Here is a 25,290-nt window from a genome sequence, read left to right as displayed (position 1 = left end):
AGCAGTTTTTGGCGTGCTTCACAACGATCAGATAGGGCTGAATCCGCGCGTTTACAGCGGAAGTTCCGGTTCGCGCCGAGCGTTGCGGCGGGCATTGGTGACGGTCGGCGATGCCGTCGAGCGGACAAAGCTCCAGCGGATCGAGGGCGCCTGCCGCGCGTCCTGCCGGATCACGATCTGGGCGGTGCGGCGCGGCCCGTCATTGCCGGCCAGGAACACGCTGTCCTCGAGGTCGACCTTGTCGTCGAGCGCCTCGAAGGTCCAGACGTCGCGGTTCGGCAGCACCAGCATGACGCCGCGCGCATCAGACAGCCGGCTCGCCTTCACTGCCGGATGCAGATGGAAGCGCAGCGCAAAGTCAGCGTCGGCACCCTTGAAGCGTCCGCCCTGCGGCGGCGACAGCGTGTCCTCGCCGTCGATGCGCGCGCCGTCATTGGCGATCATCAGCACGCGGCGGTGGATCGCGCCGAATTTGGAAAGATAGCCGTCATGCGAGGTCGTGAGCAGCGTGCCGTTCTGCACGATCTCGCGATAGCTCTCGACCTCGACGGGCCCGCTGGTAACCGGCGAGCCGTGCAAGAGCCGCTTCATCGCCGACATCTCGACGAACTGGCACGACGAAGTATCGTGATAGGTCAGCGTCGAATGCGCCGCGGTGCCGCGGGCGAACGGCCGCCAATTGTCGCGGCCCGTGGTCGGCATGCCGCAATTGGTGACGATGCGGCTGATGCCGGAAGACAGTTCGAACGACAGGCAGCCGGCATGGGCATCGTGGCTGACGCCGGCTGGCGGCGGCGGGCCGGTGTCGATGATCACAGTGGTCTGGCCGGCATCGAGGCGCTGAAAGCCGGTATGCGGCATGTTCGCCATCGGCGCGCCGTGGGTGTCGTCATAGGCGAGCAGCGTTGCGAGCAGGTCGGACGATGTCGCGCTCATGCCGTTGAACAGCGCGAAGTTACCGTCGCCGTGGCGGAAGAAGCGCAGCATCGGCATCATGCGGTCGATCGCGTTGAGCAGCGCCGGCGGTGGCGCGATATTACGCGCAGCAAACGTCTGCCGCAGCGGCAGCAGGTCGATCAGGAGTTCGATCAGCGCGCCCGGATTACGCGAGATGTGTCCGCCGTCAGGCAGGATCTGCCGCTGCAATTCGTCCGACAGCTTCTTCGATGCGCTGCGGATTTGGCCCGCCTGGTTGGCGAGGCACAAGGCCGCATAGCACAGCGCGATCAGCACCTGGAGCTTCGGCACCCCGTCGGGAATGTTGACCATGGTGTAGCGCAGGAAGCGGATCTCGCGCGCGAGGGCGCGCAGGTAACGGCGGTAGAACTTGTTGTCGGTCTCGCCCAGCACCAGCGGCGCCTGCGACAGCAGCGAGATCACGCGCCGGGCCAGCACGTCGGCGCGGCGCGCGACCGGGCGGCGCTTGTTGGCGGGGTTGGCGATCCAGTCCTCGATCAGCGCGCGCGCATTCGCCCGCGTCAGCGCGGTGTCGGCGGCGCGCAAATGGCGCAGCCAGCCGAAGCCGAGCAGCGCGACTTCCCAATCCTCCGACGGCGGCTCGAGATCGAAGATCGAACGGCCGTGGCAATTGACGATCTTGCCGGCGAAGACGAAGCGGCCGGCATAGATTTCGGCGGCGCGAGTCGCATCCGCGGTGCGCAGATCGTGCGGCGCGATGATCAGCCGATCGGTGCGGCCGGGCCAGACCCGCGACAGCGCAACGGAACCGCCGCTCGCGCGCGCGAGCATGTTCCGCGCGAAGCGGTTCATGACCAGCGTCGAGATACGTCTGCGTTGAGCGACCGACACGCTTTGCCTTGAAGGGGGAGAGGATTCCGACGAATCCCTATTAATCCCAAAATCGGACGTCTGACACCACCTTGAACGTGTGCGAATCAGCGTCGCGGTCGCAAAATCCGGTGCAAAATCAGGATTTAACGAGCCGGGTCGCGAAAAACCCATCGAGCCCGCCGAGCTTGGGATCGGCGTTCGGCAGATGGCTGGGCAGGGTGCGCAGATCGCCGTCCCCTGTGATGATTTCGTCGAGGCCCGCGACCTCCGCGGCCTCGATCGGGACGCGGCGAAGCGCAGGCTCGCTCGCCAGCAGCGTTGCCACGGCCTGATCGCCCTCTTCGGGTTCCAGCGAGCAGGTGCAGTAGACCAGCGTGCCGCCCGGCTTGAGCAACGATACCGATTTTCGCAGCAGCCGCTGCTGGAGCACAGTCATGGCGGTGACGTCGGCTTCCTGCCGCAGCCACGCCACATCGGGATGACGGCGGATCGTGCCGGTCGAGGTGCAGGGCGCATCGATCAAAATACCGTCGAAGCCTTCGGCTGGGCCGGCCCATTCCACGGCGTCAGCGACGACGGTCTCGGCCTGGAGCGACAGCCGCGCCAGGTTTTCACGCAGCCGCATCACCCGGGCCGGCGAGCGGTCGATCGCCGTGACCTGCGCGCCGGCATGCGCCAGTTGTGCGGTCTTGCCGCCGGGGGCGGCGCAGAGATCGGCAATGGACTTGCCCTTGACGTCGCCGAACAGCCGGGCCGGCAGCGCGGCTGCGGCGTCCTGCACCCACCATTGTCCCTCGGCGAAGCCGGGCAGCATGGTCACCGAGCCGTGCAGCAGCATCCGCACCGTTCCGGTCGGAAGCGTCTCGCCGTGCAGGCGGTTCGCCCATTGCGCGGCATCGGACTTCACCGTGAGATCGAGCGAAGGCTCGTGGCCGAGTGCCAGTGCCATCTCCCTTGCGGTTGCTTCGCCATAATGCGCGCTCCAGCGCGCGAGCAGCCATGGGGGCAGATCCAGCGATTGCGCGGCGACCTCCTCGACCAGCGCCGCGCCCTCGCGCGCGCAGCGGCGCAGCACGGCATTGACGAGGCCGGCATAGCGCGCGGCGCGCCGGTCGGATTGCACCAGGCGAACGGAGAGGTCGACGGCCGCGTGATCCGGCACGTCCATCCAGAGGATCTGCGCCGCGCCGATCAGGAGTGCGCTCTGCGCGCGCGGCGCATCGGAGGGGATGCCCTTGTCGAGCAGGCGGGACAGCACATGGCCGAGCGTGCCGAGCCGGCGCAGCACCGTGGCGACCAGTCGCCGCATCAGCGCGCGGTCGCGGTCGGCAAGCGTCTTCAGTCCGGGATGGGCGCCGCTGCCGTCGAGTTGGTCATCGAGCGTACGGTGCTTGTGCAGCACGCCGTCGACGATGTCGGCGGCAATCCGTCGCGCCGCGAGACCGGGCACTTCGGACGGAGGGGCGAAACGTTGAGATGGCATGCGGAAGCAAGGTTCTGAGCAAGCGGCAGTTCCGCCGCAATGGGCGCATGCCTTGAGAACCCAATCTCTGGCACGCGAATATGCCAAATGTAAGAATCGCTTCGGGCTTTTTCAGCCCTTCCGGGCCGATTTCAGGAATGCGTTATTGGACATCGCGTTGCGGCTCGTCCTGCGCTAGAAAGCCTGGCGATGAGTGATCAGCCTCCCGTTCCCGCCCGCAAGCAGCTTACGCCGGCAGCCCAGCGCGCGCTGGCCGAAGCCGAGGCGCGCCGACAGTCCGCAGCCGCGCAGGCCCAGGAGGCCGGCAAGGCGGCGCCGAAGGAGTTGCAGGGGCCGAAGGGACCCGAGCCGACCCGCTACGGCGACTGGGAGCGTAAGGGCATCGCCTCCGACTTCTGAGCGATCGCCGGTCCTGGAAGGCGTCCACTCCCGCCACTACAGATAGTGATTGTCCCTGAGATAACCGATGATGCGCTCGCAGGCCGCGTCGGTCGACATTTCTGACGTGTCGATGGTGATCTCCGGCGCCCGCGGCATCTCGTAGGGCTGATCGATGCCGGTGAACGATGGCAGCTCTCCCGCCCGTGCTTTGCGATAGAGCCCCTTGGGATCGCGATGCTCGCATTCGGCCAGCGGGGTCGCGACATGGATCTCGATGAACTCGCCTGCCTCGACCCGCTGGCGCGCCAGCTCGCGCTCGTTGCGGAACGGTGAGATCAGCGCGACCAGCGCGATCATGCCGGCATCGACGAACAGCGCCGCGATCTCGGCAGTGCGCCGGACGTTCTCCGCCCTGTCCGCGTTGGAGAAGCCGAGGTCGCGGTTGATGCCGTGGCGGAGATTGTCGCCGTCGAGCAGCGCGGCGTGGCGCCCGAGTTCGGCAAGCCTGCGATCGACGAGATCGGCGATGGTCGATTTGCCGGCACCGCTCAGCCCCGTGAACCAGAGCACGCAGGGCCGCTGCTGCTTCAGCTGCGCCCGCACGGGTTTGTCGACGGCAAGCCGCTGCCAATGAATGTTGGTGGCGCGGCGGAGCGAGAGATCGATCATTCCCGCGGCGGCGGTGCGATGGCTGATGGGATCGACGAGAATGAAGCTGCCCATGTCGCGGTCGTCGCGATAGGCCTCGAACACCAATGGACGGTCGAGGCTGAGATGGGCGTAGCCGATCTGGTTGGCGTCGAGTGTGGCAGCGCTTTCATGCGCCATGGTGTCGATGGCGATGCGGTGCTTGAGCGTCGTGATCACCGCGCCGGTCGAGGCCGCGCCGCATTTGAGCAAATAGCGACGGCCCGCGACCATGGCCTCGTCGTCGAACCAGACGAGATGGGCGGCCAGCTGATCCGAGACCTGTGGCGCGGGCCCCGCCGTCAGCACGTCGCCGCGACTGACGTCGATCTCGTCGGTCAACGTGAGCGTCACCGATTCGCCCGCCGCAGCGCGGTCGCGCTCGCCGCCGGGGATGAGAATGCGCGCGATGCGCGTCTGGCGGCCCGAGGGCTGCACGGCGATGGTCTCGCCGATCGCGACCGTTCCGCTGGCGATACGCCCGCAGAAGCCGCGAAACTCCGCATGCGGCCGGTTGACCCATTGCACCGGCAACCGGAACGGCCGCTGCGAGACATCGCCGGAAACGTCGACCGATTCCAGATAGGCGGTGACGGTCGGCCCGGCGTACCAGGGCATCCGCGCGCTGGCGGCGACGATGTTGTCGCCGTCGGGCGCGACGACAGGGATGCACTGGACCTGCGAGATTCCGAGCTGTCCGGCCATGGTCAGATATTCGGCAGTGATGGCCGCAAAGCGATCCCCGTCGAATCCGATCAGATCCATCTTGTTCACGGCGAGCACGACGTGACGGATACCAAGCAGCGACAGGATGTGGCTGTGGCGCCGCGTCTGCGTGATTACGCCCTTGCGGGCATCGACCAGCACCACGGCGAGATCGGCGTTGGAGGCGCCGGTCGCCATGTTGCGGGTATACTGCGCGTGCCCCGGCGTGTCGGCGACGATGAAGCGGCGCAGCTTGGTGGCGAAGAAGCGGTAGGCGACGTCGATCGTGATGCCCTGCTCGCGCTCGGCCTGCAAGCCGTCGACCAGCAGCGCGAAATCGAAATCGCCGCCGGTGGTGCCGACCGTCCGGCTCTCGGACGCCAGCGCGTCGAGCTGGTCGTCGAGCAGCGTCTTGGAATCGTAGAGCAGCCGGCCAACCAGCGTGCTCTTGCCGTCGTCGACGCTGCCGCAAGTGACGAAACGCAGCGTCGGACGATCGTCCTGTTCGAGCCGCGGCGCATCGGAGGCAGCGATCGTGGGTGCCTCGTGATAGGACATCAGAAGTAGCCTTCCGCTTTCTTGCGCTCCATCGATGCTGGACTGTCCCGGTCGATCATGCGTCCCTGCCGCTCGGAGGTGCGCGAGGCCATCATCTCGCGCACGATCTCGGGGAGCGTTGCCGCGGTCGAGACCGTGGCGCCGCTGAGCGGATAGCAGCCCAGGGTGCGAAACCTGACGGAGCGCCATCGCGGCTCTTCGCCTGCATGCAGCGGCATCCGTTCATCGTCCACCATGATCAGCGCGCCGTCGCGCTCAACCACCGGGCGCGAAGCCGCCAGATAGAGCGGAACGATCGGGATGTCCTCGAGCAGGATGTAGTCCCAGACGTCGAGCTCGGTCCAGTTCGACAGCGGAAACACCCGCATGCTCTCGCCGGGTGCGAGCATCGTGTTGTACAGGCTCCACAGCTCGGGCCGCTGGTTCTTCGGATCCCAGCGATGCGCCGCGCTCCGGTGCGAGAACACGCGCTCCTTGGCGCGCGATTTCTCCTCGTCGCGCCGCGCGCCTCCGATCGCGGCGTCGAAGCCGTGGAGGTCCAGCGCCTGCCGCAACGCCTGGGTCTTCATGACGTCGGTGTAACGGGCCGAGCCGTGGGTGAAGGGGTCAATGCCCTGGCTCAAGCCGTCATTGTTGGTATGGACGATCAGGTCGATGCCGAGTTCGCGCGCGCGACGGTCGCGAAACGCGATCATCTCGCGGAACTTCCATGTCGTGTCGACGTGCAGCAGCGGAAATGGCGGCTTGCCGGGATGAAAGGCCTTCATCGCCAGGTGCAGCAGCACCGAGGAGTCTTTGCCAATGGAATACAGCATCACCGGCCTGCGGAATTCGGCCGCCGTCTCCCGCAGGATGTGAATGCTTTCCGCCTCCAGGCGCCGAAGATGGCCGGCGGCGTGAAGCTGCTCGCCGCCGGTTCTTTCAAGGAGGGGCTCGGCGCTCGTGGGATTGTCCAGCATGCGGATCACGCGGCCTCGGCGAACCAGTCGCCGAACAGATGCGCCGAAGTTGCCGCATTCAGGCCGAGATCGCGGACGCACGCCGCGACCGAAGCTCGATAGGCGTCATTGACCCCGCAGCGCTCCAGGATCGCCAGCTGAGCTTCGCTCACCGAGGCCGTCGCGCGGCGCTGGTAGCGATAGGCGCTATCGGAGGTGTGCAGATTGGGCACCTTGTAGATCGTCGCTTCGCTCGGGAAGATGACGCGCGCGTTGTTTGCCTGCACGCTTCCCGGTTCCCGCCATGACGTCACGGCATTCTCGGTAAAGCTGCTCGAAAGGCCGAGGCGGTCGAACAAGACGCGCACCGACGACAGGGCCTCCTTGCTCACCTCGTAGACGTAGTGCGTGACGGGAACGCCTTGTTGCTGGGCGTAACCTGCGACGCGGGCCGCGCTGAGTGCGGCGACGACATAGTGCCGCAGCAATGTATCTTCGGGCGCGCGCGAAATCAGCTTCTCGAGCCATGACGCCAGCGAACTCGCCGGCTCGCGATCGAGCATGATGAGATGCAGACGGTGCCGCGGATAGCCTGCTTCGACCAGGAGCTGCAGCGGATTGAACAAGCTCTCGGCGAGCACGTAGGGCCCGATCGTTTCCTTGCTGAAGATGTGCGGCTCGTCGCTCGCCGAGGGGATGACCCAGGGCGTCAGCGGACGGCCGACGAGCGCGTCGCGCAGGATCGCCTTCAGCGGTTGATAATATGAAGGCATGCCGGTCATGCCGAACAGATTGCTGAGGGCGGTCGAGCCGACTCTGGCCTTGCCGCATGCAAAATAGAGCATCGGAAAGTCCTGCGCCGGACGATGCAGGAAATCCTCGGCGAGGCAGTCCGTCACTTCACGCATCAACGTCGCGAGCGTGACGGCTCTGCTCTGGAATTCGCCCACTGGGGACAGCAGCATGGTGTCGAGGGAACTGTGCTGCTGCCGAACGAGGTCGGCCATTCGTTCGAGCGAATCGGCTGAAATTGCGTCGATGTTCATGTCGGAGGACCCGCTGTAGGGAGTTCCACGAGCGATTGCTCGTTGGATCTTTTCCAACCTACAGTTGTCAGGGGTGCCGGACAATTCCGGGGAATCCCGGAGGCGCTATCCATACGCGACGAGCATTGAAGATGTGCTCGTCGCCGCTATGCAGTTTCATGCCGCGCGCACGGTGTTGAGGAACTTCTCGACTTCCGTCTTCAAGAGGCTGCTTTCACTCGACAGCGAGCGCGCCGATGCCAACACCTGCCCCGACGCCGCGCCGGTCGCGCTCGCGCCATGACTGACCTGGGCGATCTTGTCTGCGACTTCGACGGTTCCCTTGGCGGCTTCGCTGACGTTGCGCGCAATCTCGGCCGTCGCTGCACCCTGTTCTTCGATCGTCGCTGCAATGGTGGACGAAATGTCTGAAATGCGGGCGATGGTCGCGCCGATTTCCTTGATCGCTCCGACGGAGTCCTCGGTTGCCGATTGCATGCCGGCGATCTGCGCGCTGATTTCCTCGGTCGCTCGCGCGGTTTGCGCCGCGAGCGCCTTCACCTCGCTCGCCACGACCGCAAAGCCGCGGCCGGATTCGCCGGCGCGCGCCGCCTCGATCGTTGCGTTCAGCGCCAGGAGGTTGGTCTGTTCGGCAATCGCGGTGATCAATTTGACGACGTCGCCAATTCGGCCCGCCGCCTTGAGCAGTTCATTGATCCGGACATCGGTGCGCTCGGCCTGCCTGACCGCTTCGCTGGCGATGCGGCTGGAATCGTGGACCTGGCGTCCGATCTCGACGACCGAGGTGCTCATTTCCTCGGCGGCGGACGCGACCGCTCCGACATTGGTGGACGCCTCCTCCGAGGCCGCCGCGACCATTCCGGAGAGTTCCTGGGTCTCTTCCGCGGTTCCCGACAGCGTACCGGCGGCTGCCTCGAGCTGCTGGCTGGCCGCTGACACAGAGTCGATGATGCCGCCGACCGCGGCTTCGAACACGCCGGCGAGCTGGGTCATCTCTTCCTTGCGCTGAGCGGCCGCAGCGGCTTCCTGATTCTTCTGCTCAACCTCCATCTGCTCGATACGGATCAGGTTTTCCTTGAAGGTCTGAGCCGCGCGAGCGTTGTCGCCGACTTCATCGCCGCGGCGCGTGTAGGGAATCTCGATCGCCTTGTTGCCGGCGGCGAGCTGGAGAAGCACGTCGCCGATGCGCCGGATCGGCCGGGCGATGTTCGACACGGAAAAGACGGCGGACCCGATCAACGTCAGAACGACGAAGACGCCGACGATCAATGCGAAGGTGGCGACGCGGTCCAGTTCGGCCAGCATCTCGCCCTTGCGGCGCGCGGCGAATTCGTTGGCAACGCCGACCAGATCGTCGATCCGTTTGCTGACTTCCAGGGCGGCCGGACGCATACGCTCTGCGAGAATGGTGGCCTTCGTCGACTCTGCGGCAGTCCTGGCGCCGCCCGAGGGGGCGCCAATGACGGTCTTTTGCGCCCCCGCCAGTTCAATGCCGCTGGTCAGATACGCATCGACGAATTTCTTGGTCTCACGATAGGCGTCCTGGGTGACCTTGCGGGTCGCCCGGTCGGTGGCCGTATCGATTTCCGCGCCGGCTTCGCCTGCTCGCGCGCGGAGATTCTCGAGGAGCTTGTCAACCTCTCCGGCTGACGAGGCGGAGCTGATCTCGAGAGCTGCGAGCTGCGCCCGCGCCATCGCCGTCTGCGCCGCTTGCGCATTGCCTTTGTTGAGGTAGTTGATCGTGACCAGGCGATTGGATTCGGCAATCGACCGGTTGCCGAGCATCTGGTTGGTCAGCATGCCGCAGACCAGCACAACGCTCACGCCGGTGACGATGCCGAGCTTTGTTCCAATGCGAAACCTGAATGATCCCACCGCTCTCTCCTCGCGTTGCTGTATAGCAGGTATTCGCAACCAATGATTGAGATTTGGGTAATCTTCGCGGATCTCCGGTAGAACTACGGCCGACATATTCGACGAAGGAATTTTCCTGCACGGTTCCGCTATGTGCGCGGTCGTGCTTTGAGTTCCCCCGTCTCTGTCCTAGCGTGATTGATGCCTTTCCGGGATCGACCTAATTCCTATCGGCCGCAGTTCGGCGGCTCGCCGTTCGGTCGGCGCTTCTCCGGATTATTGCCGTGGATGTTCGTGGTGGGCATCGCGCTGGCCGTCGTACTCACCTTTCGCCATGGAATGGGCTGGCTTGTTCCTGATGCCGATGGCGACCGCACGCGGAATGCCGAGATCGTTCTCGAGCAGGCGGGCCATCCCGATGTTCGCGAGCCGGTGGACGTCATTCGCACCATCGACGGCGACACCTTTCTCGCGCGTGTTCGTCAGCGCGGCGGCCGCGATCTCGTCGTGCGGGTTCGGTTGCGCGGCATCGACGCGCCCGAGATGAAAGCGTCTTGCCGGGAGGAGCAGGACAAGGCCGAAGCCGCGGCCCGCGCGTTGCGCGATCTGCTCGGTCAGGGCGACGTGACGATCACCAATCTCGGCCCCGACAAATACGGCCGCGTTCTCGCCGACGTCGCGACCCGGCGGACTGCGAACGTTGCGGCGGCATTGCTCGCCGGCGGTTTTGCGCGAAGCTACACTGGCGGCCATCGCGACGGCTGGTGCACGCGCGGCTGGCGCTTCTGGTAACAAAAAAGCCGCGTTCGGGGACGCGGCCTTTTCCTGTCTTGCCTTGATCCTGGCGATCAGCGCGTCACGACCACCGTGGTGCCGACCGAGACGCGGCCATAGAGATCGGTGATGTCGTCGTTGAGCATGCGGATGCAGCCATAGGAGACGAAGCCGCCGATCGAGCCCGGCACGTTGGTGCCGTGGATGGCGTATTCACCGCCGGCCAGCGTCATCGCCGCAACGCCCATCGGGTTGCGCGGCGAGCCGCCCGGAATCATGTCGGGAATGCTCGGCTTGTCACGCTTGACCTCGGCCGGCGGTGCCCAGGCCGGGTTGCGATATTTCCCGTCGATGCGGGTAGTGCCGGCCCATTGCTTGCCGGACTTGCCGACACCGACCGGATAGCGCACGGCGTGGCCGTTATCGAGGATGAGATAGAGCCGCCGCTCGCTGGTTTTGACCACGATGGTGCCCGGCGAATAGTCGGCCAGATGCGCCCCCACCATTTCCGGCCGCGCCTGCGCCGCCGTCGACATCAAGACCCCTGCCCCGATGGTGGCGGCCAGCGCCGCCGCAATCCTAATCGACATCGATTTTCCCCTAAGCCCGAACGGATCGTCCAAAATTACGCGGAACCGGCAATCGCCAGCTTGCCACGTCCTTGTCAGGGGACATTCTTAACCGCGCCCGTTAACCGGTTGGTTTCCAAGCACGGCTGCCAAGGGCCAGCCAGCAGGGGGAACAAAGGAAATGTTCGAAATAAAGTAAATGACCTGAAAACAACACTCGGCGGGAAAGATGCGGCCGCACCGGCACGCGCGCTGACGAGTGCGTGAGGATGTGAACGGCTGTTGCTTACCGGAGGGTCGACGACAAACGCGGTCTCGCGTCCCGGACAAGGCGCAGCGCGTCGCGCCGCGACGCAGAGCCGGGACCCAGTTCTTTGCGCTGGGATGGATGGGCCCCGGCTCAGCAGCGCACCGCGACGTGCGCGCTGCGCTGCGTCCGGGGCAGGAGAGCAAGCTTACGCCGACTTCTTGTTCTGCCGGTTCCTGACGAGATCATCGACCACGGCGGGATCGGCCAGCGTCGAGGTATCCCCCAGGCTGCCCGGCTCATCCTCGGCGATCTTGCGCAGGATGCGGCGCATGATCTTGCCGGAGCGGGTCTTGGGCAGGCCCGGCGCAAACTGGATCTGGTCCGGGGATGCGATCGGGCCGATCTCCTTGCGCACCCAGGTGACGAGCTCCTTGCGCAGGTCCTCGGTCGGCTCGATGCCGGCCATCAGGGTGACATAGGCGTAGATGCCCTGGCCCTTGATGTCGTGCGGGAAGCCGACCACGGCAGCCTCGGAGACTTTCTCATGCGCCACCAGCGCGCTCTCGACTTCCGCAGTGCCCATGCGATGGCCGGAGACGTTGATAACGTCGTCGACGCGGCCGGTGATCCAGTAATAGCCGTCGGCATCGCGGCGGCAGCCGTCGCCGGTGAAGTACTTGCCCTTGTAGGTCGAGAAATAGGTCTGCTCGAAGCGGGCATGGTCGCCGTAGACCGTGCGCATCTGGCCGGGCCAGGACCGCGTCAGGCAGAGATTGCCCGAGGTCTCGCCGTCCAGAACCTTGCCGTCGGCGTCGACGATCTCAGGCAGCACGCCGAAGAACGGCTGCGTCGCCGAGCCCGGCTTGAGCTTGGTCGCGCCCGGCAGCGGCGTGATCAGGATGCCGCCGGTCTCGGTCTGCCACCAGGTGTCGACGATCGGGCAGCGGTCGTCGCCGACGACGCGGTGATACCACTCCCACGCTTCCGGATTGATGGGCTCGCCGACCGAGCCGAGCAGGCGGAGCGAGGCGCGCGATGTCTTCTTCACGGGCTCGTCGCCCGACTGCATCAGCGCGCGGATCGCGGTCGGTGCGGTGTAGAAGATGTTGACCTTGTGCTTGTCGATGACGTTCCAGAACCTGGAATTATCCGGGTAATTCGGCACGCCTTCGAACATCAGCGTCGTCGCGCCATTGGCGAGCGGCCCATAGAGAATGTAGCTGTGGCCGGTGACCCAGCCGACGTCAGCGGTGCACCAGTAGATGTCGCCGTCGTGATAATCGAAGACGTATTGATGCGTCATCGAGGCGAACACGAGATAGCCGGCGGAGGTGTGCAGCACGCCCTTGGGCTGGCCGGTCGACCCTGAGGTGTAGAGGATGAACAGCGGGTCCTCGGCGTGCATGTGCTCGACCGGGCATTCCGTCGTCACCATCGCCGCCGCCTCGTGATACCAGAGGTCGCGCGTCGGGTTCATGTCGATCTTGCCGCCGGTGCGCTTGACCACCACGACCCAGTCGACGTCGTCGGCCTTGGCGAGCGCGGCGTCGACGTTGGCCTTCAGCGGCACCTTCTTGCCGCCGCGCAGGCCTTCGTCCGCGGTGATGATGATCTTGGATTTGCAGTCATTGATGCGCTGGGCGAGGCTGTCCGGCGAGAACCCCGCGAACACCACGGAGTGGATCGCGCCGATGCGCGCGCAGGCGAGCATCGCATAGGCCGCTTCCGGAATCATCGGCAGGTAGATGGTGACGCGGTCGCCCTTCTTGACGTTGCGGGTGCGCAGGATGTTGGCCATCCGGCAGACCTCGTCGTGCAGCTCCTGGTAGGTGATATGCTTGGACTGCGAGGGATCGTCGCCTTCCCAGATGATCGCGGTCTGGTTGCCGCGCTTGGCGAGATGCCGGTCGATGCAGTTGTAGGCGACGTTGAGGATGCCGTCCTCGAACCATTTGATCGAGATGTTGCCGGGCGCGAACGAGACGTTCTCGATTTTCGTCGGCGCGTGCATCCAGTCGATGCGCTTGGCCTGCTCCGCCCAGAAACCATTCGGGTCCGAGATCGAGCGAGCGTACATCTCCTTGTACTTGGCCTGGTCGACCCAGGCGCGCTTCGCCCACTCCGCCGGGACGTCGTAGATCTTCTCGGACATGCTTCCCTCCACATACGGCAGGCCGAACGCTAGCGACCGGCGAGCCGACTTGATCATTGACTGATTATGCGTCGGGCTAACCGGGCCCGACAAGGAGCACAAGCTGGACCTTCGGCGGGCGGCCGGCCATGCGGAGGATCAAGGCCACCTGCTGTGACTGTCGCAGATCTGAAACAAGCCGGCGGGCGGCTTTTCGGGGCCTTGCCCAGCTCCGCGGAACAGGCCGGCGCAGGGGCCCCATGCATTAATGGAGGTATTTAGAAACCACCCTCACCGATTCGGGACTCGCAATAGTGTTCGGAACACCCTAAATGGCCAACCCGGGCCCGAAGAGACCCTTCGGAACAAAAATCAGAACAGCGGCATTGACCGGTAACAGACAGTGCTAAGGCATAAGACTATGATGGATCAGCAGAATCTCGGGACGATACGGCCCGCTTCAGCCGATCCTGCGGCCATTGCATTGGCCAAAGCCCTCGGACAATGGCCGAAACCCGCCGCTTTCAGGCGTCCTAGCCCGAAGAAGGCCTTCGACACGGCGCCCGCGGCGACGGTCGAAGCGCTCGCCAAGGAGCTCGGCCTGCGGCTCGGCGACCAGAACGAGCTGACCATCCGCCGCATCCGGCGCGGCAAGGGCTATTCCTTCGTGCGTCCCAATGGCGCACATATCCGCGACGCCCGCACTATCCGCCGGCTGCACGCCATGGCGGTGCCGCCGGCCTATCGCGAGGTGCGCTACTCCGCCGATCCGAGCTTGCATCTCCAGGCCGTGGGCCGCGATGCCGCAGGCCGGCTGCAATATCGCTATCACGCCGATTGGGAGAAGGTCCGCGAGCACCGCAAGGCGCATCGTCTGGAAAAGCTCGTCGGCGCGCTGCCAAAGATCCGGCGCAAGGTCTCGGCGTTCCTGTCGGGCGACGAGCCGACGCGTGAATTCGCGCTCTCGGCCGTGATCGAGCTGATCGCGCGCACTGCGATCCGTCCCGGCAATGAATCCTATGCCCGCCTCAACGGCACCCGCGGCGCCACCACGCTGCTGAAGTCGAACGTCACGCTTGAGGACGACAGCTTCGTGCTGACCTTCAAGGCGAAGGGCGGCAAGGCGGTGCGCAAGGAGTGCGATGCGGCCAAGCTGGTGCGCGCCATCGGCATTTTGCAGGGCGTCCCCGGCAAGCGCATGTTCCAGTATCGCGATGCCTACGGCATCGTGCGCGCGGTCAACACCACGCAGGTGAACGCGTTCTTGCGCGAGATCGCCGGCATCAAGATTTCGCTGAAGGATTTCCGTACGCTGATGGCGTCTGCCGTCGTCGTGGAATCGCTGTCGCGAATCACGCCGGCGACCAGCCAGCGCGGCCGCAAGAAGCAGGTGCTGGACGCGATTCGCGCCGCAGCCGACAAGCTCTCCAACACGCCGGCGATCTGCCGCAAGAGCTACGTCCACGACACCATCGTCACCGCGTTCGAGGACGGCATCCTCGAGCGCTTCGCCGCGACCATGAAGGGCCAGCGCTCGCAGGCGAGGCGCGAGCAGCTTCTGGCGCAGGTGGTGGCGACAGCCGCGGTGTAACGACACTGCCGTATGGTGGGCAAAGCGAAGCGTGCCCACCATTTCTGTTGCGGTGTTGGGGTAGATGGTGGGCACGGCGCAAGTGCGCCTTTGCCCACCCTACGAGAGCTACGACTTGGGCGAGACGCCGTTGTCGGGACCGGGATCGCCGCCTGCGGCTGCGGTCGTGAGCCGTTCCATATAATGCGCCCACCCCGTCGCGTGCGCGGCGGCCTGCGCTTCGCTTGGCAGGCCGCTATGGGTCATGCGCAGCAGCGTGCCGCCGTCGCGCTCGATCAGGTCGATCTCGATCAGGCTCGAGCCGGGCGGTACCTCCTGGCCGCCTTCCCATCCGAACGTGTAGGCCAGACGATGCACCGGCACGACCTCGCGGAAGGCGCCGCGGGCGACGCCGCTGCGGGGGCCGATGCCCTTGAGCAGATAAAGCCCGCCGGGATGCGGCTCCGTGGTGGCATCGGAGCCCATCCAGCTCAGGATTTTCTCGGGGTCGGTCAGATAGGCGAAAACGGTGGAACGTGGTGCCGCGATCTGGGTCTCGCGTCGCACTATGAACGGTTCGGTCATCGGCGATCATCCCTTCGCTGCCATTGGCACATGGCGGCGCCAAAGCGGCGCGTCAAGGATTGCCCGTGACAAAGGCGGCCCGCCTTGGCCATGATCGAGCCATGCAGCTCTCCCCGACCCTCGCCTGGCTTGTCGATGCCGCTTCGGATAGCGCCGGAGCTGATCGCCTGCTTGCGGAACTCGCCGCCCATCTGGTCGCCGACGGCGTGCCGCTTGCGGGGGGCGCCCTGACGCTGGAGGTGCCGCATCCGCTGATCGCGAAGCGGACCTGGTTGTGGCGTGCAGACAGCGGCCAGGTAATCGAAGCACTCGGCTTCGCGCCGGGCGGATTGGCGCCCGATCCGCCCAACGATGCCGGTCGCCGCTGGCTGCGCGACATCGCGCGCGGCGACGTCCACGAAGACATCGCCGGACGTCCAGATGGGCCGCAGCTTTGCTGGATCGGGCCGCGTCCGTTCACCGCGGACGACATCGGGCAATTGCGCCAGGCCGCGCGTTTTGCCGCGACGCCCCTCGCCGTGCTGGCCGCGCGCGCCACGTTGCGCGCGACGTTAGATGCCTATCTCGGCAAGCGGAGCGCGGAGCGGGTGCTGGCGGCACCTCTGCGCCGCGATCTCGGCGAGACCATTCAGGCCGCGCTGCTCTATGCCGACCTCCGCAACTTCACGACGTTGTCGGAAACCTCTCCGCCTGCACAGGTCATCGCCGCGCTGGATGCCTGGTTCGATCGCATCGCCGGCGCTGTCCACGCCTTTGGCGGCGAGGTGCTGAAATTCATCGGCGACGGCGTGCTCGCGATCTTTCCGGTGGTCGAGGCATCGCCCCGCCGCGCGTGCGATGCCGCCCTGCGTGCCGCAGGCGCGGCCGAGGCCGGCATGGTCTATCTCAACAAGGAGCGCGGCGCTCAAGGGTTGTCGCCGCTGGCATTCGGTGCCGCACTTCATCTGGGCGAGATGCTGTGGGGCAATATCGGCGCCGCCAACCGGCTCGACTTCACGGCGATCGGTCCCGCCGTCAATCTCGCCAGTCGGCTCGAGGGATTGTGCAAGTCGCTGGGGCGGACCGTGTTGGTGTCGGGCGCGCTCGCCGCCGAGACGGACATGCTGCTGATCGCGCTCGGATCGCATTCGCTGCGCGGCATTGCTGCGCCATGCGAGGTGTTTGCGCTGCCGGAGATGTGAGCGCGGATATTGCAGGTCGTTGCGCGATGGCCGTGCCAAACTCTCGGTGTCGTCCCGGCGAAGGCCGGGACCCATAACCACCAAATTATATTGTAGCACGCGCTGGTAACCCCGAGTCCTCGCAAAACGATTGCTGCGGAGTATGGGTCCCGGATCTACGCGCGCCTAAGAGCGCGCTTGTCCGGGACGACGGCGGAGAATTAAGGCCGCACCTGCGGCTAAACCCCGCCCATCTTGCAGACGAGCTTCCACTCCTCGGCCGTCACCGGCTGCACCGACAGGCGCGAATATTTCACCAGCGCCATGTCGGCGAGTTTCTTCTCGGCCTTGATCGTCGCCATCGTCACCGGCGTCTTCAACGGCTTGTCGGCCTTGATATCGACGCAGACGAATTTCTCGGTCTTGTCGGTCGGATCGGGATAGGCCTCCTTGATGATCTCCGCGATGCCGACGATCTCCTTGCCCTCGTTGGAATGATAGAAGAATGCCTTGTCGCCCTTCTTCATGGCGACGAGGTTCTGGCGCGCGGTATAATTGCGCACGCCGGTCCAGGCCTCGCCCTTGGCGCCCTTTTCCACCTGCTGGTCCCAGGACCACACCGATGGTTCGGATTTCACCAGCCAGTAGTTCATCGCGCGTGCCCTATCCATTCGTCATGGCCGGGCTTGTCCCGGCCATCCACGTCTCTGCCATCAATTCAATATCAAGACGTGGATGCCCGCGACAAGCGCGGGCATGACGAGAAGACGTCATTCCTCTGCCTTGAAGGGGCGCGTCATCAGTCCCGAGATCGCGGCGTCGATCGTGCTCCGGCCGCTCAGGATCGACGCGACGGCTTCTGACACCGGCATCTCGACGTTTTGCGAAGCTGCGAGTTCGATCAGCACCGGCGCGGTGAACTCGCCCTCGGCAAGCCTGCCCGCAGGCGGCTGCTCGCCGCGGCCCAAAGCAAGGCCAAGGATGAAATTGCGCGATTGCGGGCTCGAGCAGGTCAGGATCAAATCGCCGAGGCCGGACAGGCCGGTGATCGTTTCGCTGCGTGCGCCGAGCGCGCGGCCGAGGCGCGTCAGCTCGGCAAAGCCGCGGGTCGTCAGCGCGGCCTGGGCGGAGGCCCCCAGCTTGCGCCCGACCGCGATGCCGACTGCGATCGCCAGCACGTTCTTGGCTGCGCCGCCGATCTCGACGCCGCGGATGTCCGTGGAGTGATAGGGACGGAACGTCGGTGAGCCCAGGGCCTGCACCAGCGCGCTCGCCAACGTCTCATCGCTTGCCGCCAGCGTCACCGCCGTCGGCAAGCCGCGCGCGACATCGTCGGCAAAGCTCGGACCCGACAGGATCGCGGGCTGGGCGTGCGGCGCGGCCTCAGCGATCACGTCGGTCATGAATTTATGGGTGCCGTGCTCGATGCCCTTGGCGCAGGCGACGATCGGCACCGGCCCTGTCAGATGCGAGGCCAGCATGTTGACGGCGCCGCGCAAATGCTGCGCCGGTGTTGCGATCAGCAACATGTCGGCGCGTGCGGTGAGCGCCAGATCGCTGGTCACGACGATCTCCGGCGCGATCTGCACGCCGGGCAGTCGCGGATTATCGCGTGTCGAGGCGATCCGCGCGGCATGCTCGGCATTGCGTGCCCAGAGCGTGACGCTCCGTCCCGCCCGCGCCGCCACGGTCGCCAGCGCCGTGCCCCAGGCGCCCGCCCCGATCACCGCGACAGATTGGAACGTGGTCATGGCTAGAATCCCGCCCGGGTCTTGCCGTAGCCGGTCGGCGCCGTCGCGTTGGCGTCGAGCAGCCAGCGCGCGCGGGGCTGCGCTTCCATCGTGTCGGTCAGGCCGAGCGCGAGGCGTTCGGCGCCGGCCCAGGCGATCATCGCGCCGTTGTCGGTGCAGAGCGCGGGCGGCGGCATGATCAGTTGCGTCCCGGCTTGCTGTGCGACCTCATCGAGGGCGCCGCGGATCGCCTGATTGGCCGCGACGCCGCCGGCCGCGACCAGGGCACGCGGTGCGCCGAATTTTTCGCGGAACAGTCTGAGGCCGACGCTCAGCCGGTCGGCGGTCGAATCCAGCACGGCGGCCTGAAAGCTCGCGCAGAGATCGCTGACGTCCTGCGGCGTGATCTCGGCTAGCCGGCTCGCTTCAGTGCGGACTGCCGTCTTCAATCCCGACAGCGAGAAATTGGCGTCGGGGCGTCCCTGCATCGGCCGCGGAAACGCAAATCGCGTGGCATCGCCGCCTGCCGCCGCGCGCTCGACCTGCGGGCCGCCGGGATAGGGCAGGCCCAACATCTTCGCGACCTTGTCGAAGGCCTCGCCGATCGCGTCGTCGACGGTGGTGCCAAGCCGTACATACTGGCCGACGCCGGTGACCGCGACGATCTGGGTATGGCCGCCCGAGGCGAGGAACAGGCAGTAGGGAAATTCGATTCCGTCGGTGAGGCGCGGCGTCAGCGCATGCGCCTCCAGATGGTTCACCGCAACCAGCGGCGTGTCGTGCACCATCGCGATCGCCTTTGCGGTGGTGAGCCCGACGATGACGCCGCCGATCAAGCCCGGCCCCGCCGCGGCCGCGACGCCGCCAAGCTGGGCGAAGCCGACGCCGGCCTCCTGCATCGCGCGCTCGATGATGCCGTCGAGCAGATCGACATGGGCACGGGCGGCGATCTCCGGCACCACGCCGCCGAAGCGGGCGTGCTCCTCGATCTGCGACCGCACGATGTTGGAGAGGATCCTGCCGCTGCCGTCAGGCGCGCGCTCGACCAGCGCCGCGGCTGTCTCGTCGCAGGTTGTTTCGATGCCCAGTACCAGCATTGGCGAATTGTTATCCAATTTGCGCCCTTGCGCTCATCCGCAAAGCAGAGTTCTGGTACGTCCGGTAGCATTCCGGGGCCGGATTGCGCAATCGTCACGCGCAGCCGTCCCCGTCATGCGCCACCGCCACGTGGTTCGGGAACACCAGCGATGTCCATTCTTGTCACACGGCCGCATCCCGACAATGAGGCGACGGCGGAAAATCTGCGCGCGCGGGGGCTTGCGGTGCTGCTTGCGCCGGTGCTCAAGTTCGAGCCGGTCGCCTTCCATGACGAGAGTGAAGCTCCCTACGGCGCCATCCTCGTCACATCGGCCAACGCAATCCGTGCCGTCGCGCCACAATTGCAGGATCTTGGTCTGTTGGAGCTGCCGTTGTTTGCGGTCGGCGAGCACACGGCTGCTGCGGCGCGCGACGCCGGCTTTGCCGAGGTGATCGTCGCCGGCGGCGATGCCGCGTCCTTGCGCGACAAGGTGATGCAGAGCGCACGCGACAAGGTGCTGAAGAAAAAGAGCACGCTGCTGTATCTCGCAGGCGCGGATCTGTCGCGCGACCTCGGCGGCGAGCTCGGTGCGGAGGGGTTCAGCGTGGTCACACAGACGACCTATCGCATGGCGCCGGTCAAGCATTTGCCGCGCGAGGTCTGCGAGGGCTTTGCCGCTCACGGCGTCGAGGCGGTGCTGCACTACTCCCGGCGCAGCGCCCGGGCGTTCCTGGATGCGGCCAGGGACGAAGGCGTCGAAATCTCGGCGCTGGCTATACCGCAATGCTGCCTGTCCGAGACTGTTGCCAGCGTGCTGCGCGATGCCGGCGCGTCGCAGGTTCTGGTGGCTGCGACACCGGACGAAAATGCCTTATTTACCACCTTGGAGCGTGCGTTGCGCACCCGTTTGGCGTAAGAGGTCGAGCCGAATCCGACGTAATCGGGTCCGTCCCGCGTATGGAAGTGTGAGGAACCGTCACGATGGCCGACCACAAGCCTGAAGACGCAGGATTGGCTCCTGAGTCCGGCCGTGCCAAGCGCACTCCGCCCACCATCGACCTCGAAGCCACCGAAGTCTCGACCCAGCCGCAGGAGGCGGCGGTCGAGCCGGAGGCTCACCTGGAGCCCGAGCGAGCCGCGCACGAGCAGACCAGGGTCGAGGAAGCCAAGTCCGAAGAGATCGAGTCCGAAGAGACCAAGTCCCAGCCGCAGTCTGAACGCGCTGAGGAACAGCCTTCCGTCGCGTCCGCGCCGATGTCGCCCTGGGTCATCGCGCCGTTCTCCGGCGCTGTCGCAGCGGCGGTCGTGATCGCGGTCGGCTGGTTGCTGGGCTGGCCCGCCGTACAGGCGCCGCCGGCCGCCCCGCAAGTCACGAGCGCGACGGTCGATGCGCTGAGCGGTCGCGTTGCGGCAGTCGAAGCCAAGGCCGGCAAGCCCGCCGCCGATCCCGCCATGGCGGCGCGGATCGACGCGCTGGAGAAATCCGCAACCGGCTTGCGCAGCGACGTCGCCAATCTGCGTGCGCAGTCCGACAGGACCGCGAGCACATTGAACGATGCGAAATCGGCGCCGCAAACTGCCGCGCCCGACCTTGCCGCTCTGAGCGACCGCATCGCCCAGCTCGAGCGCGCCAGCAAGACCGAACGTGCCGAGCTTGCGCAGCAGGGCGAGAAGATCGCCGATGCGAAGAGGATGGACGACAAGCCGCTGCGTCATGTGGTGGCGGCGGCCCTGCTCGACGTCGCCGTTCGTCACGGCGATGCTTACGAGTCGCAATTGGCCGCAGCGCGGGCGATGGCGGCAAAGCCCGATGCGCTGAAGCCGCTCGACACCTTTGCCGCGTCCGGCATCCCGACGCCGGTGGCGCTGAGCCGCGAGCTGCTCAATATCGTGCCGAAGCTGTCGCCGCCGGCGGAAGCCCAGACCAGCGGCACGGGCATCGTCGAGCGTCTCCAGGCAGGAGCGTCAAAGCTCGTCCGCATCGAGCGCACCGACGGGGTCGGCAACGATCGCGGCGCCATCGTCGCACGGGTGACGGCAGCGGCGCTGCGCAATGATTTCGTGGAAGCGCGGCGCGAGCTCAAGACGCTGGCCGAGGCCGATCGTGCGCCGGCGCAGGCCTGGCTCGACAAGGCCGATGCCCGCGACGCTGCGCTCGCCGCTTCCCGCAAGTTCGCCGACGATGCCATGGCGGATCTCGTCAAGCCTGCTCAATAAAGCTTCGCGCAACAATCAGCGCGTATAGGGATCGCCATGCTTCGCATCGTCCTCTTCCTTGTCCTGATCGCGCTGGCGGCGGCCGGCGCGGCCTGGGTTGCCGACCAGCCCGGCGATCTCGTCCTGACCGCGGGCAGTTTCCGCGCCTCGACCACGCTTCCCAAATTCGTGTTCCTGCTTGGCCTGTTTGCCGCGGCCGTCGTGCTGGTCTGGAGCATCGTGACGACGATCTGGCGCACGCCGGGGCGTCTGCGCCGCCGCCGCCATGACAAGCGCCACGCGCGGGGCCGCCACGCCATCACCCACGGCCTGCTTGCGATCGGTCATGGTGACACCGCGCTCGCCCGCCGGCACGCGGAAACGGCGCGGCGACATGCCCCGAATGATCCGCTCGCGCTGCTCCTGCATGCGCAGTCAGCGCAGCTCGAAGGCAATCGCGACGAGGCGCAGCGCGTCTTCCGCGCCATGGCCGAGCGCGAGGACACGCGCCTGCTTGGCCTGCGCGGCCTGTTCATCGAAGCGCAGCGCGCCGACGATGCGGTCGGCGCCGTGATGATCGCGGAGGAAGCGATCAAGCTGTCGCCGTCCTCGACCTGGGCCTCGCATGCGGTGCTCGGCTTCCGCTGCGCGCGTGGCGACTGGAGCGGTGCACTTGCGATCCTCGATTCGAATCTGTCTGCGGGGCAGATCGACAAGCAGACCTATCGCCGGCAGCGCGGCGTCCTGCTCACTGCACGCGCGCTGGAATTGGCAACCATGGACCGCGACGTCGCGCGCGAGAGCGTGATGGAGGCGATCAAGCTGGCGCCGACGCTGGTGCCGGCGGCGGTGCTCGCCGCAAAATTCGAGAGCGAGGCGCATCAGGTGCGCCGCGCCATGAAGCTGGTCGAGGCCGCCTGGATCGCGAATCCGCATCCCGATCTCGCCGATGCCTATGCCCACGTGAAGCTAGGCGATACCGCGTGGCACCGCTTGCAGCGGGTCGAGACGCTTGCGGCCAAGACGTCGGCCGACAAGCCCGGTCATGTCGAGGGCCAGCTCGCGATCGCGCGCGCCGCGATCGATGCCTCCGAGTTCGCTCGCGCGCGCGAGGTGCTCGCGCCTTATGTCAAGGATCCGACCCAGCGCGTCGCGCTGCTGATGGCCGAGATCGAGCGCACCGAGCACGGCGATGGCGGTCGCGCCCGCGCCTGGACCCTGCGCGCGGTGCGCGCCCGTCACGATCCGGCCTGGACTGCGGACGGCTACGTCAGCGACCGTTGGCGCCCGGTCTCCCCGGTCACCGGCCGGCTCGATGCGTTCCAGTGGCAGACCCCGGTCGCGAGCCTGCCTTCGGACAAGGGGACCACGATCGAATCCTCGGCCTTCGAGGAGGCCATGCTGGCGGCCCCGCCGCCGAAGCGGGTGACGGTGGCTCCCAGCGAAGGCCCGGCGGAACCGCCCGTGGCGGCACCAGCATCGGCACCGGCGTCAGTGCCGGCCGCGCAGGACAATTTGCCCCCGATGGGCAAGGACGAGCCGGCCGTTGCGACCGCCGAACCGGTCCAGCCGGCCCCCGAGCCCGCCGAATCACCGCCGCCCGCGGCGACCCCCGTGTTCCGGAGCCGCGCCGACCTCGGCAAACCCGCGCCAGCGCCGATTCCTGCGGTCATCCCGATCGTCCGGGCCCCCGACGATCCCGGGATCGATGACGAGGGTCCGAGCGATGAATTTACGGAACAAATCGGTACACCCAAGGCCCAGGCCGGCGGCTGGCGCGGATTCTGGTCCCGCTGGGGCGCGTGAGCCGCATTTCGAACCCGGCTTGTCCTTGCCAATTCGGGCCATGCCCGATATCAGGAGCGCGCGTATCGGGGCCGGCATCGCCTTGGCCCCGGCAGGGTTCGCCGCAATAGCTCAGTTGGTAGAGCACGTCATTCGTAATGACGGGGTCGGGGGTTCGAATCCCTCTTGCGGCACCAGCACCTCAGGTTGTCCAGCCCGAAGAGATGGGTAACGCATCGTACCTAAGAGATGGGTGACAACCTCGTGCCGGCCGGGTGTGGGCAATGGGGCAGGCAGGGGCATGGCGAACGGAACGGGGTCCGCGGATCGGAGCGACTGGGTCCGGCTGCCCGGCCTCGTCATCCTTGCGGCGTTGATCACCGCCATCGTCGCCTCCAAATCGCTCGACGCGTCGCGGCTGCACAGCCGGTTGTCCGTTCCGCCGCTCTATGACGACGTCGCCTATTTCGGCGACGCGGTCAGATGGGTGAATGCCTTCGGAAGCCGCGGCGTCGCCGGCAGCGTCTGGGATTTGCTGCATCACCATGCGCCGTTTTCGACGCTGGTGGCGGCCACCGGTTTTTGGTCGTTTCCCGGAAGCTATCTCGGTCCTTATCTCGTTCATGCCGTGATCGTCTTCGGCTTCCTGCTCGGGATCATCTGGCTGGTTCGGCGACGGCCGGTCCTCGAGATCGCATCGTGTCTGATCGCAGCGGTGTGCGTGCCAGTGCTGTGGCACACGATCACGGAAGCGCGTCCCGATCTGCCCTCGGGACTTGCCATCGGTCTTGCCGCCGGTGCCATCGTCTACCGCGGCGTGCTCCGGCGCAGCGCCCGGTCGCTGGCTGGCCTCGGGGTCGCCTGTGCACTCGCCGCCTGCATCAAGCCGACGTCGTTCCCGGCTGCGCTCGCTCTGCTCGGCAGTGCGTTCGCGATCCGGCTGGTCGTCGATTGCATCCAGGCCGGCGGATTGCGCTTGTCGATCAGGACTGCGCTCGGCGCGCTCGTGTGGTTCGTGCTGCCGTTGATCGCGACCACGGCCGCGCTGATCGGGCCCGCATTGGTCGAGACCGTCACCTACATTCTTATGGTGTTCGTCGGCCAGCGCGACCTCTGGACGACGGACGAAGGTTTCTGGCCCGGGCTGCTACGTTTCTCCATCGGTGGAGAGGGACAGTTCGGCCTGCACTATTGGCTCGCCATCGGGTTGGCCTTGATGCTGCTGCGCTTCGTGCTCGCTGCGATCCGGGGCCGGGCTGCGGTGCTGGATGCCGTCGTTCTGCTCGCGACCGTGCTGATTGCCTACGCCATTCCGTCCGTTGCCGAGATCAAGACCTACTTTTTCGGCGCAATGTTCTACGGCGTGTTCATCGTCGCGATGGTCCTCAATGGCTGCGCCATCATGGCGTCCATGGAATCGCGGCTTGCGCGCACGGCCCTTGCGACAGCCATCCGTCGCCATCTGCTGACGGCGGGCCGGGTGCTTGCGCTCGCAATCGCCTTCGCGCTGTTCGTCAAGCACGTCGTGATCGGTCAGCTCAGCGTGGCAACGCCGCTGAGCGCACAGCAGCAGGACAGCATCCGCGCATCGACCGATCGTCTCTGGTCGCTTCTGCGCGACGTCAAACCGCCGCCCTCGGGGCCGCTTTACGTCGGCTTTTCGAGTCCCTACCCGGTCACGCCCGCGACCATTCAGTGGTATGCGGCGCAGGCGCGGATGAATCTCGTCGTCCGTGGCGAGATGCTGCATCGAACGGCAGCGGCCACCGCAGACGCGCTTCTGCAGTCGAACATCCTCGTCGTCTCGAGCTCGATCCAGCACACGCTGGTCGGACCGCGGGTCAGCGATGATCTCATCGCCCGCATGGACGCGGAAAAGGGCGTCTGCCTGCTCGACAGCATGAGCTTTCCGGATGTGACGCTGCGGGTCTATCGGCGGGCGTGTTGATCGCAGCCGGCCGGTTCGAAATTGCTCCGCGATTGTGTGAGGCCAATCACTTAACCCAGGACACCTTCCCC

20 protein-coding genes and 1 tRNA gene are annotated in these 25,290 nt (G+C 66.2%); 9 read left to right on the top strand and 12 right to left on the bottom strand.

Translation table 11 applies throughout. The features are described 5' to 3' along the window. Positions 1-51: 51 nt before the first annotated feature. On the bottom strand, positions 52-1,770 hold the full coding sequence (locus GDN70_RS02835; protein ID WP_028139336.1) for a heparinase II/III family protein: 1,719 nt from the start codon (positions 1,768-1,770) through the stop codon (positions 52-54). 157 nt (positions 1,771-1,927) lie between these two features. Then, on the bottom strand, positions 1,928-3,274 hold the full coding sequence (locus GDN70_RS02830; protein WP_152102128.1) for an RsmB/NOP family class I SAM-dependent RNA methyltransferase: 1,347 nt from the start codon (positions 3,272-3,274) through the stop codon (positions 1,928-1,930). A 189-nt stretch (positions 3,275-3,463) separates the two neighbouring features. Here GDN70_RS02830 and GDN70_RS02825 point away from each other — a divergent pair, with 189 nt between their 5' ends. Beyond that, entirely contained in the window at positions 3,464-3,673 is a 210-nt protein-coding gene (locus GDN70_RS02825; protein ID WP_028139334.1) for a DUF1674 domain-containing protein, read from the top strand. A gap of 36 nt (positions 3,674-3,709) precedes the next feature. On the opposite strand, the gene cysC is transcribed toward GDN70_RS02825, so the two are convergent. The 4 genes from cysC to GDN70_RS02805 all read right to left on the bottom strand — a co-directional run bounded on the left by cysC (position 3,710) and on the right by GDN70_RS02805 (position 9,464). Further along, the gene (gene cysC / locus GDN70_RS02820) at positions 3,710-5,605 is read right to left on the bottom strand and encodes an adenylyl-sulfate kinase (RefSeq protein WP_028139333.1); all 1,896 of its coding nucleotides are present in this window, start codon (positions 5,603-5,605) and stop codon (positions 3,710-3,712) included. Beyond that, positions 5,605-6,564 (bottom strand): sulfate adenylyltransferase subunit CysD, encoded by a 960-nt coding sequence (gene cysD, locus GDN70_RS02815; RefSeq protein WP_038972993.1) that lies wholly within the window; start codon positions 6,562-6,564, stop codon positions 5,605-5,607. The genes cysC and cysD overlap by 1 nt, the downstream gene beginning before the upstream one ends. Positions 6,565-6,569: 5 nt before the next feature. Continuing rightward, complete coding sequence (locus GDN70_RS02810; protein ID WP_038972991.1) at positions 6,570-7,589, bottom strand: sulfotransferase family protein; 1,020 nt, start codon at positions 7,587-7,589, stop codon at positions 6,570-6,572. A gap of 156 nt (positions 7,590-7,745) precedes the next feature. Next, positions 7,746-9,464 (bottom strand): methyl-accepting chemotaxis protein, encoded by a 1,719-nt coding sequence (locus GDN70_RS02805; protein WP_038972990.1) that lies wholly within the window; start codon positions 9,462-9,464, stop codon positions 7,746-7,748. 180 nt (positions 9,465-9,644) lie between these two features. Here GDN70_RS02805 and GDN70_RS02800 point away from each other — a divergent pair, with 180 nt between their 5' ends. Beyond that, positions 9,645-10,235, top strand: a complete 591-nt coding sequence (locus tag GDN70_RS02800; RefSeq protein ID WP_028139329.1) for a thermonuclease family protein — start codon at positions 9,645-9,647, stop codon at positions 10,233-10,235. Positions 10,236-10,291: 56 nt separating this feature from the next. On the opposite strand, the gene GDN70_RS02795 is transcribed toward GDN70_RS02800, so the two are convergent. Next, positions 10,292-10,807: a L,D-transpeptidase gene (locus tag GDN70_RS02795; RefSeq protein ID WP_028139328.1), complete on the bottom strand. Its 516-nt coding sequence runs from the start codon at positions 10,805-10,807 to the stop codon at positions 10,292-10,294. Between the two features lie 434 nt (positions 10,808-11,241). Next, the gene (gene acs / locus GDN70_RS02790; protein ID WP_038972992.1) at positions 11,242-13,188 is read right to left on the bottom strand and encodes an acetate--CoA ligase; all 1,947 of its coding nucleotides are present in this window, start codon (positions 13,186-13,188) and stop codon (positions 11,242-11,244) included. Positions 13,189-13,588: 400 nt separating this feature from the next. On the opposite strand from acs, the gene GDN70_RS02785 reads away from it, so the two are divergent. Next, positions 13,589-14,758, top strand: a complete 1,170-nt coding sequence (locus GDN70_RS02785) for a DNA topoisomerase IB (protein ID WP_028139326.1) — start codon at positions 13,589-13,591, stop codon at positions 14,756-14,758. Between the two features lie 108 nt (positions 14,759-14,866). On the opposite strand, the gene GDN70_RS02780 is transcribed toward GDN70_RS02785, so the two are convergent. Beyond that, on the bottom strand, positions 14,867-15,322 hold the full coding sequence (locus tag GDN70_RS02780) for an SRPBCC domain-containing protein (protein WP_038972988.1): 456 nt from the start codon (positions 15,320-15,322) through the stop codon (positions 14,867-14,869). A gap of 101 nt (positions 15,323-15,423) precedes the next feature. Between GDN70_RS02780 and GDN70_RS02775 the strand changes: the two genes are divergently transcribed. Then, positions 15,424-16,503, top strand: a complete 1,080-nt coding sequence (locus GDN70_RS02775; RefSeq protein WP_038972987.1) for an adenylate/guanylate cyclase domain-containing protein — start codon at positions 15,424-15,426, stop codon at positions 16,501-16,503. A gap of 218 nt (positions 16,504-16,721) precedes the next feature. Here GDN70_RS02775 and GDN70_RS02770 read toward each other — a convergent pair whose 3' ends face one another. The 3 genes from GDN70_RS02770 to tsaD all read right to left on the bottom strand — a co-directional run bounded on the left by GDN70_RS02770 (position 16,722) and on the right by tsaD (position 19,309). Beyond that, complete coding sequence (locus GDN70_RS02770) at positions 16,722-17,135, bottom strand: EVE domain-containing protein (protein WP_028139323.1); 414 nt, start codon at positions 17,133-17,135, stop codon at positions 16,722-16,724. 117 nt (positions 17,136-17,252) lie between these two features. Continuing rightward, the gene (locus GDN70_RS02765; protein ID WP_038972986.1) at positions 17,253-18,233 is read right to left on the bottom strand and encodes an NAD(P)H-dependent glycerol-3-phosphate dehydrogenase; all 981 of its coding nucleotides are present in this window, start codon (positions 18,231-18,233) and stop codon (positions 17,253-17,255) included. A gap of 2 nt (positions 18,234-18,235) precedes the next feature. Continuing rightward, positions 18,236-19,309: a tRNA (adenosine(37)-N6)-threonylcarbamoyltransferase complex transferase subunit TsaD gene (gene tsaD / locus GDN70_RS02760; RefSeq protein WP_028139321.1), complete on the bottom strand. Its 1,074-nt coding sequence runs from the start codon at positions 19,307-19,309 to the stop codon at positions 18,236-18,238. Positions 19,310-19,459: 150 nt separating this feature from the next. On the opposite strand from tsaD, the gene GDN70_RS02755 reads away from it, so the two are divergent. The 5 genes from GDN70_RS02755 to GDN70_RS02735 all read left to right on the top strand — a co-directional run bounded on the left by GDN70_RS02755 (position 19,460) and on the right by GDN70_RS02735 (position 25,219). After that, the gene (locus GDN70_RS02755; protein ID WP_038972985.1) at positions 19,460-20,206 is read left to right on the top strand and encodes a uroporphyrinogen-III synthase; all 747 of its coding nucleotides are present in this window, start codon (positions 19,460-19,462) and stop codon (positions 20,204-20,206) included. Between the two features lie 65 nt (positions 20,207-20,271). After that, on the top strand, positions 20,272-21,507 hold the full coding sequence (locus tag GDN70_RS02750) for a COG4223 family protein (RefSeq protein WP_038972984.1): 1,236 nt from the start codon (positions 20,272-20,274) through the stop codon (positions 21,505-21,507). 36 nt (positions 21,508-21,543) lie between these two features. Continuing rightward, complete coding sequence (locus GDN70_RS02745) at positions 21,544-23,292, top strand: heme biosynthesis protein HemY (protein WP_152102127.1); 1,749 nt, start codon at positions 21,544-21,546, stop codon at positions 23,290-23,292. Between the two features lie 100 nt (positions 23,293-23,392). Further along, positions 23,393-23,468, top strand: a tRNA-Thr gene (locus tag GDN70_RS02740). A gap of 104 nt (positions 23,469-23,572) precedes the next feature. Next, entirely contained in the window at positions 23,573-25,219 is a 1,647-nt protein-coding gene (locus GDN70_RS02735; protein ID WP_152102126.1) for a hypothetical protein, read from the top strand. Positions 25,220-25,290 lie beyond the last annotated feature (71 nt).

Source organism: Bradyrhizobium sp. TM102, from assembly GCF_009176685.1.
Taxonomy (GTDB): Bacteria; Pseudomonadota; Alphaproteobacteria; order Rhizobiales; family Xanthobacteraceae; genus Bradyrhizobium; species Bradyrhizobium ottawaense.
This window is presented reverse-complemented; position numbering and strand designations above follow the sequence as displayed.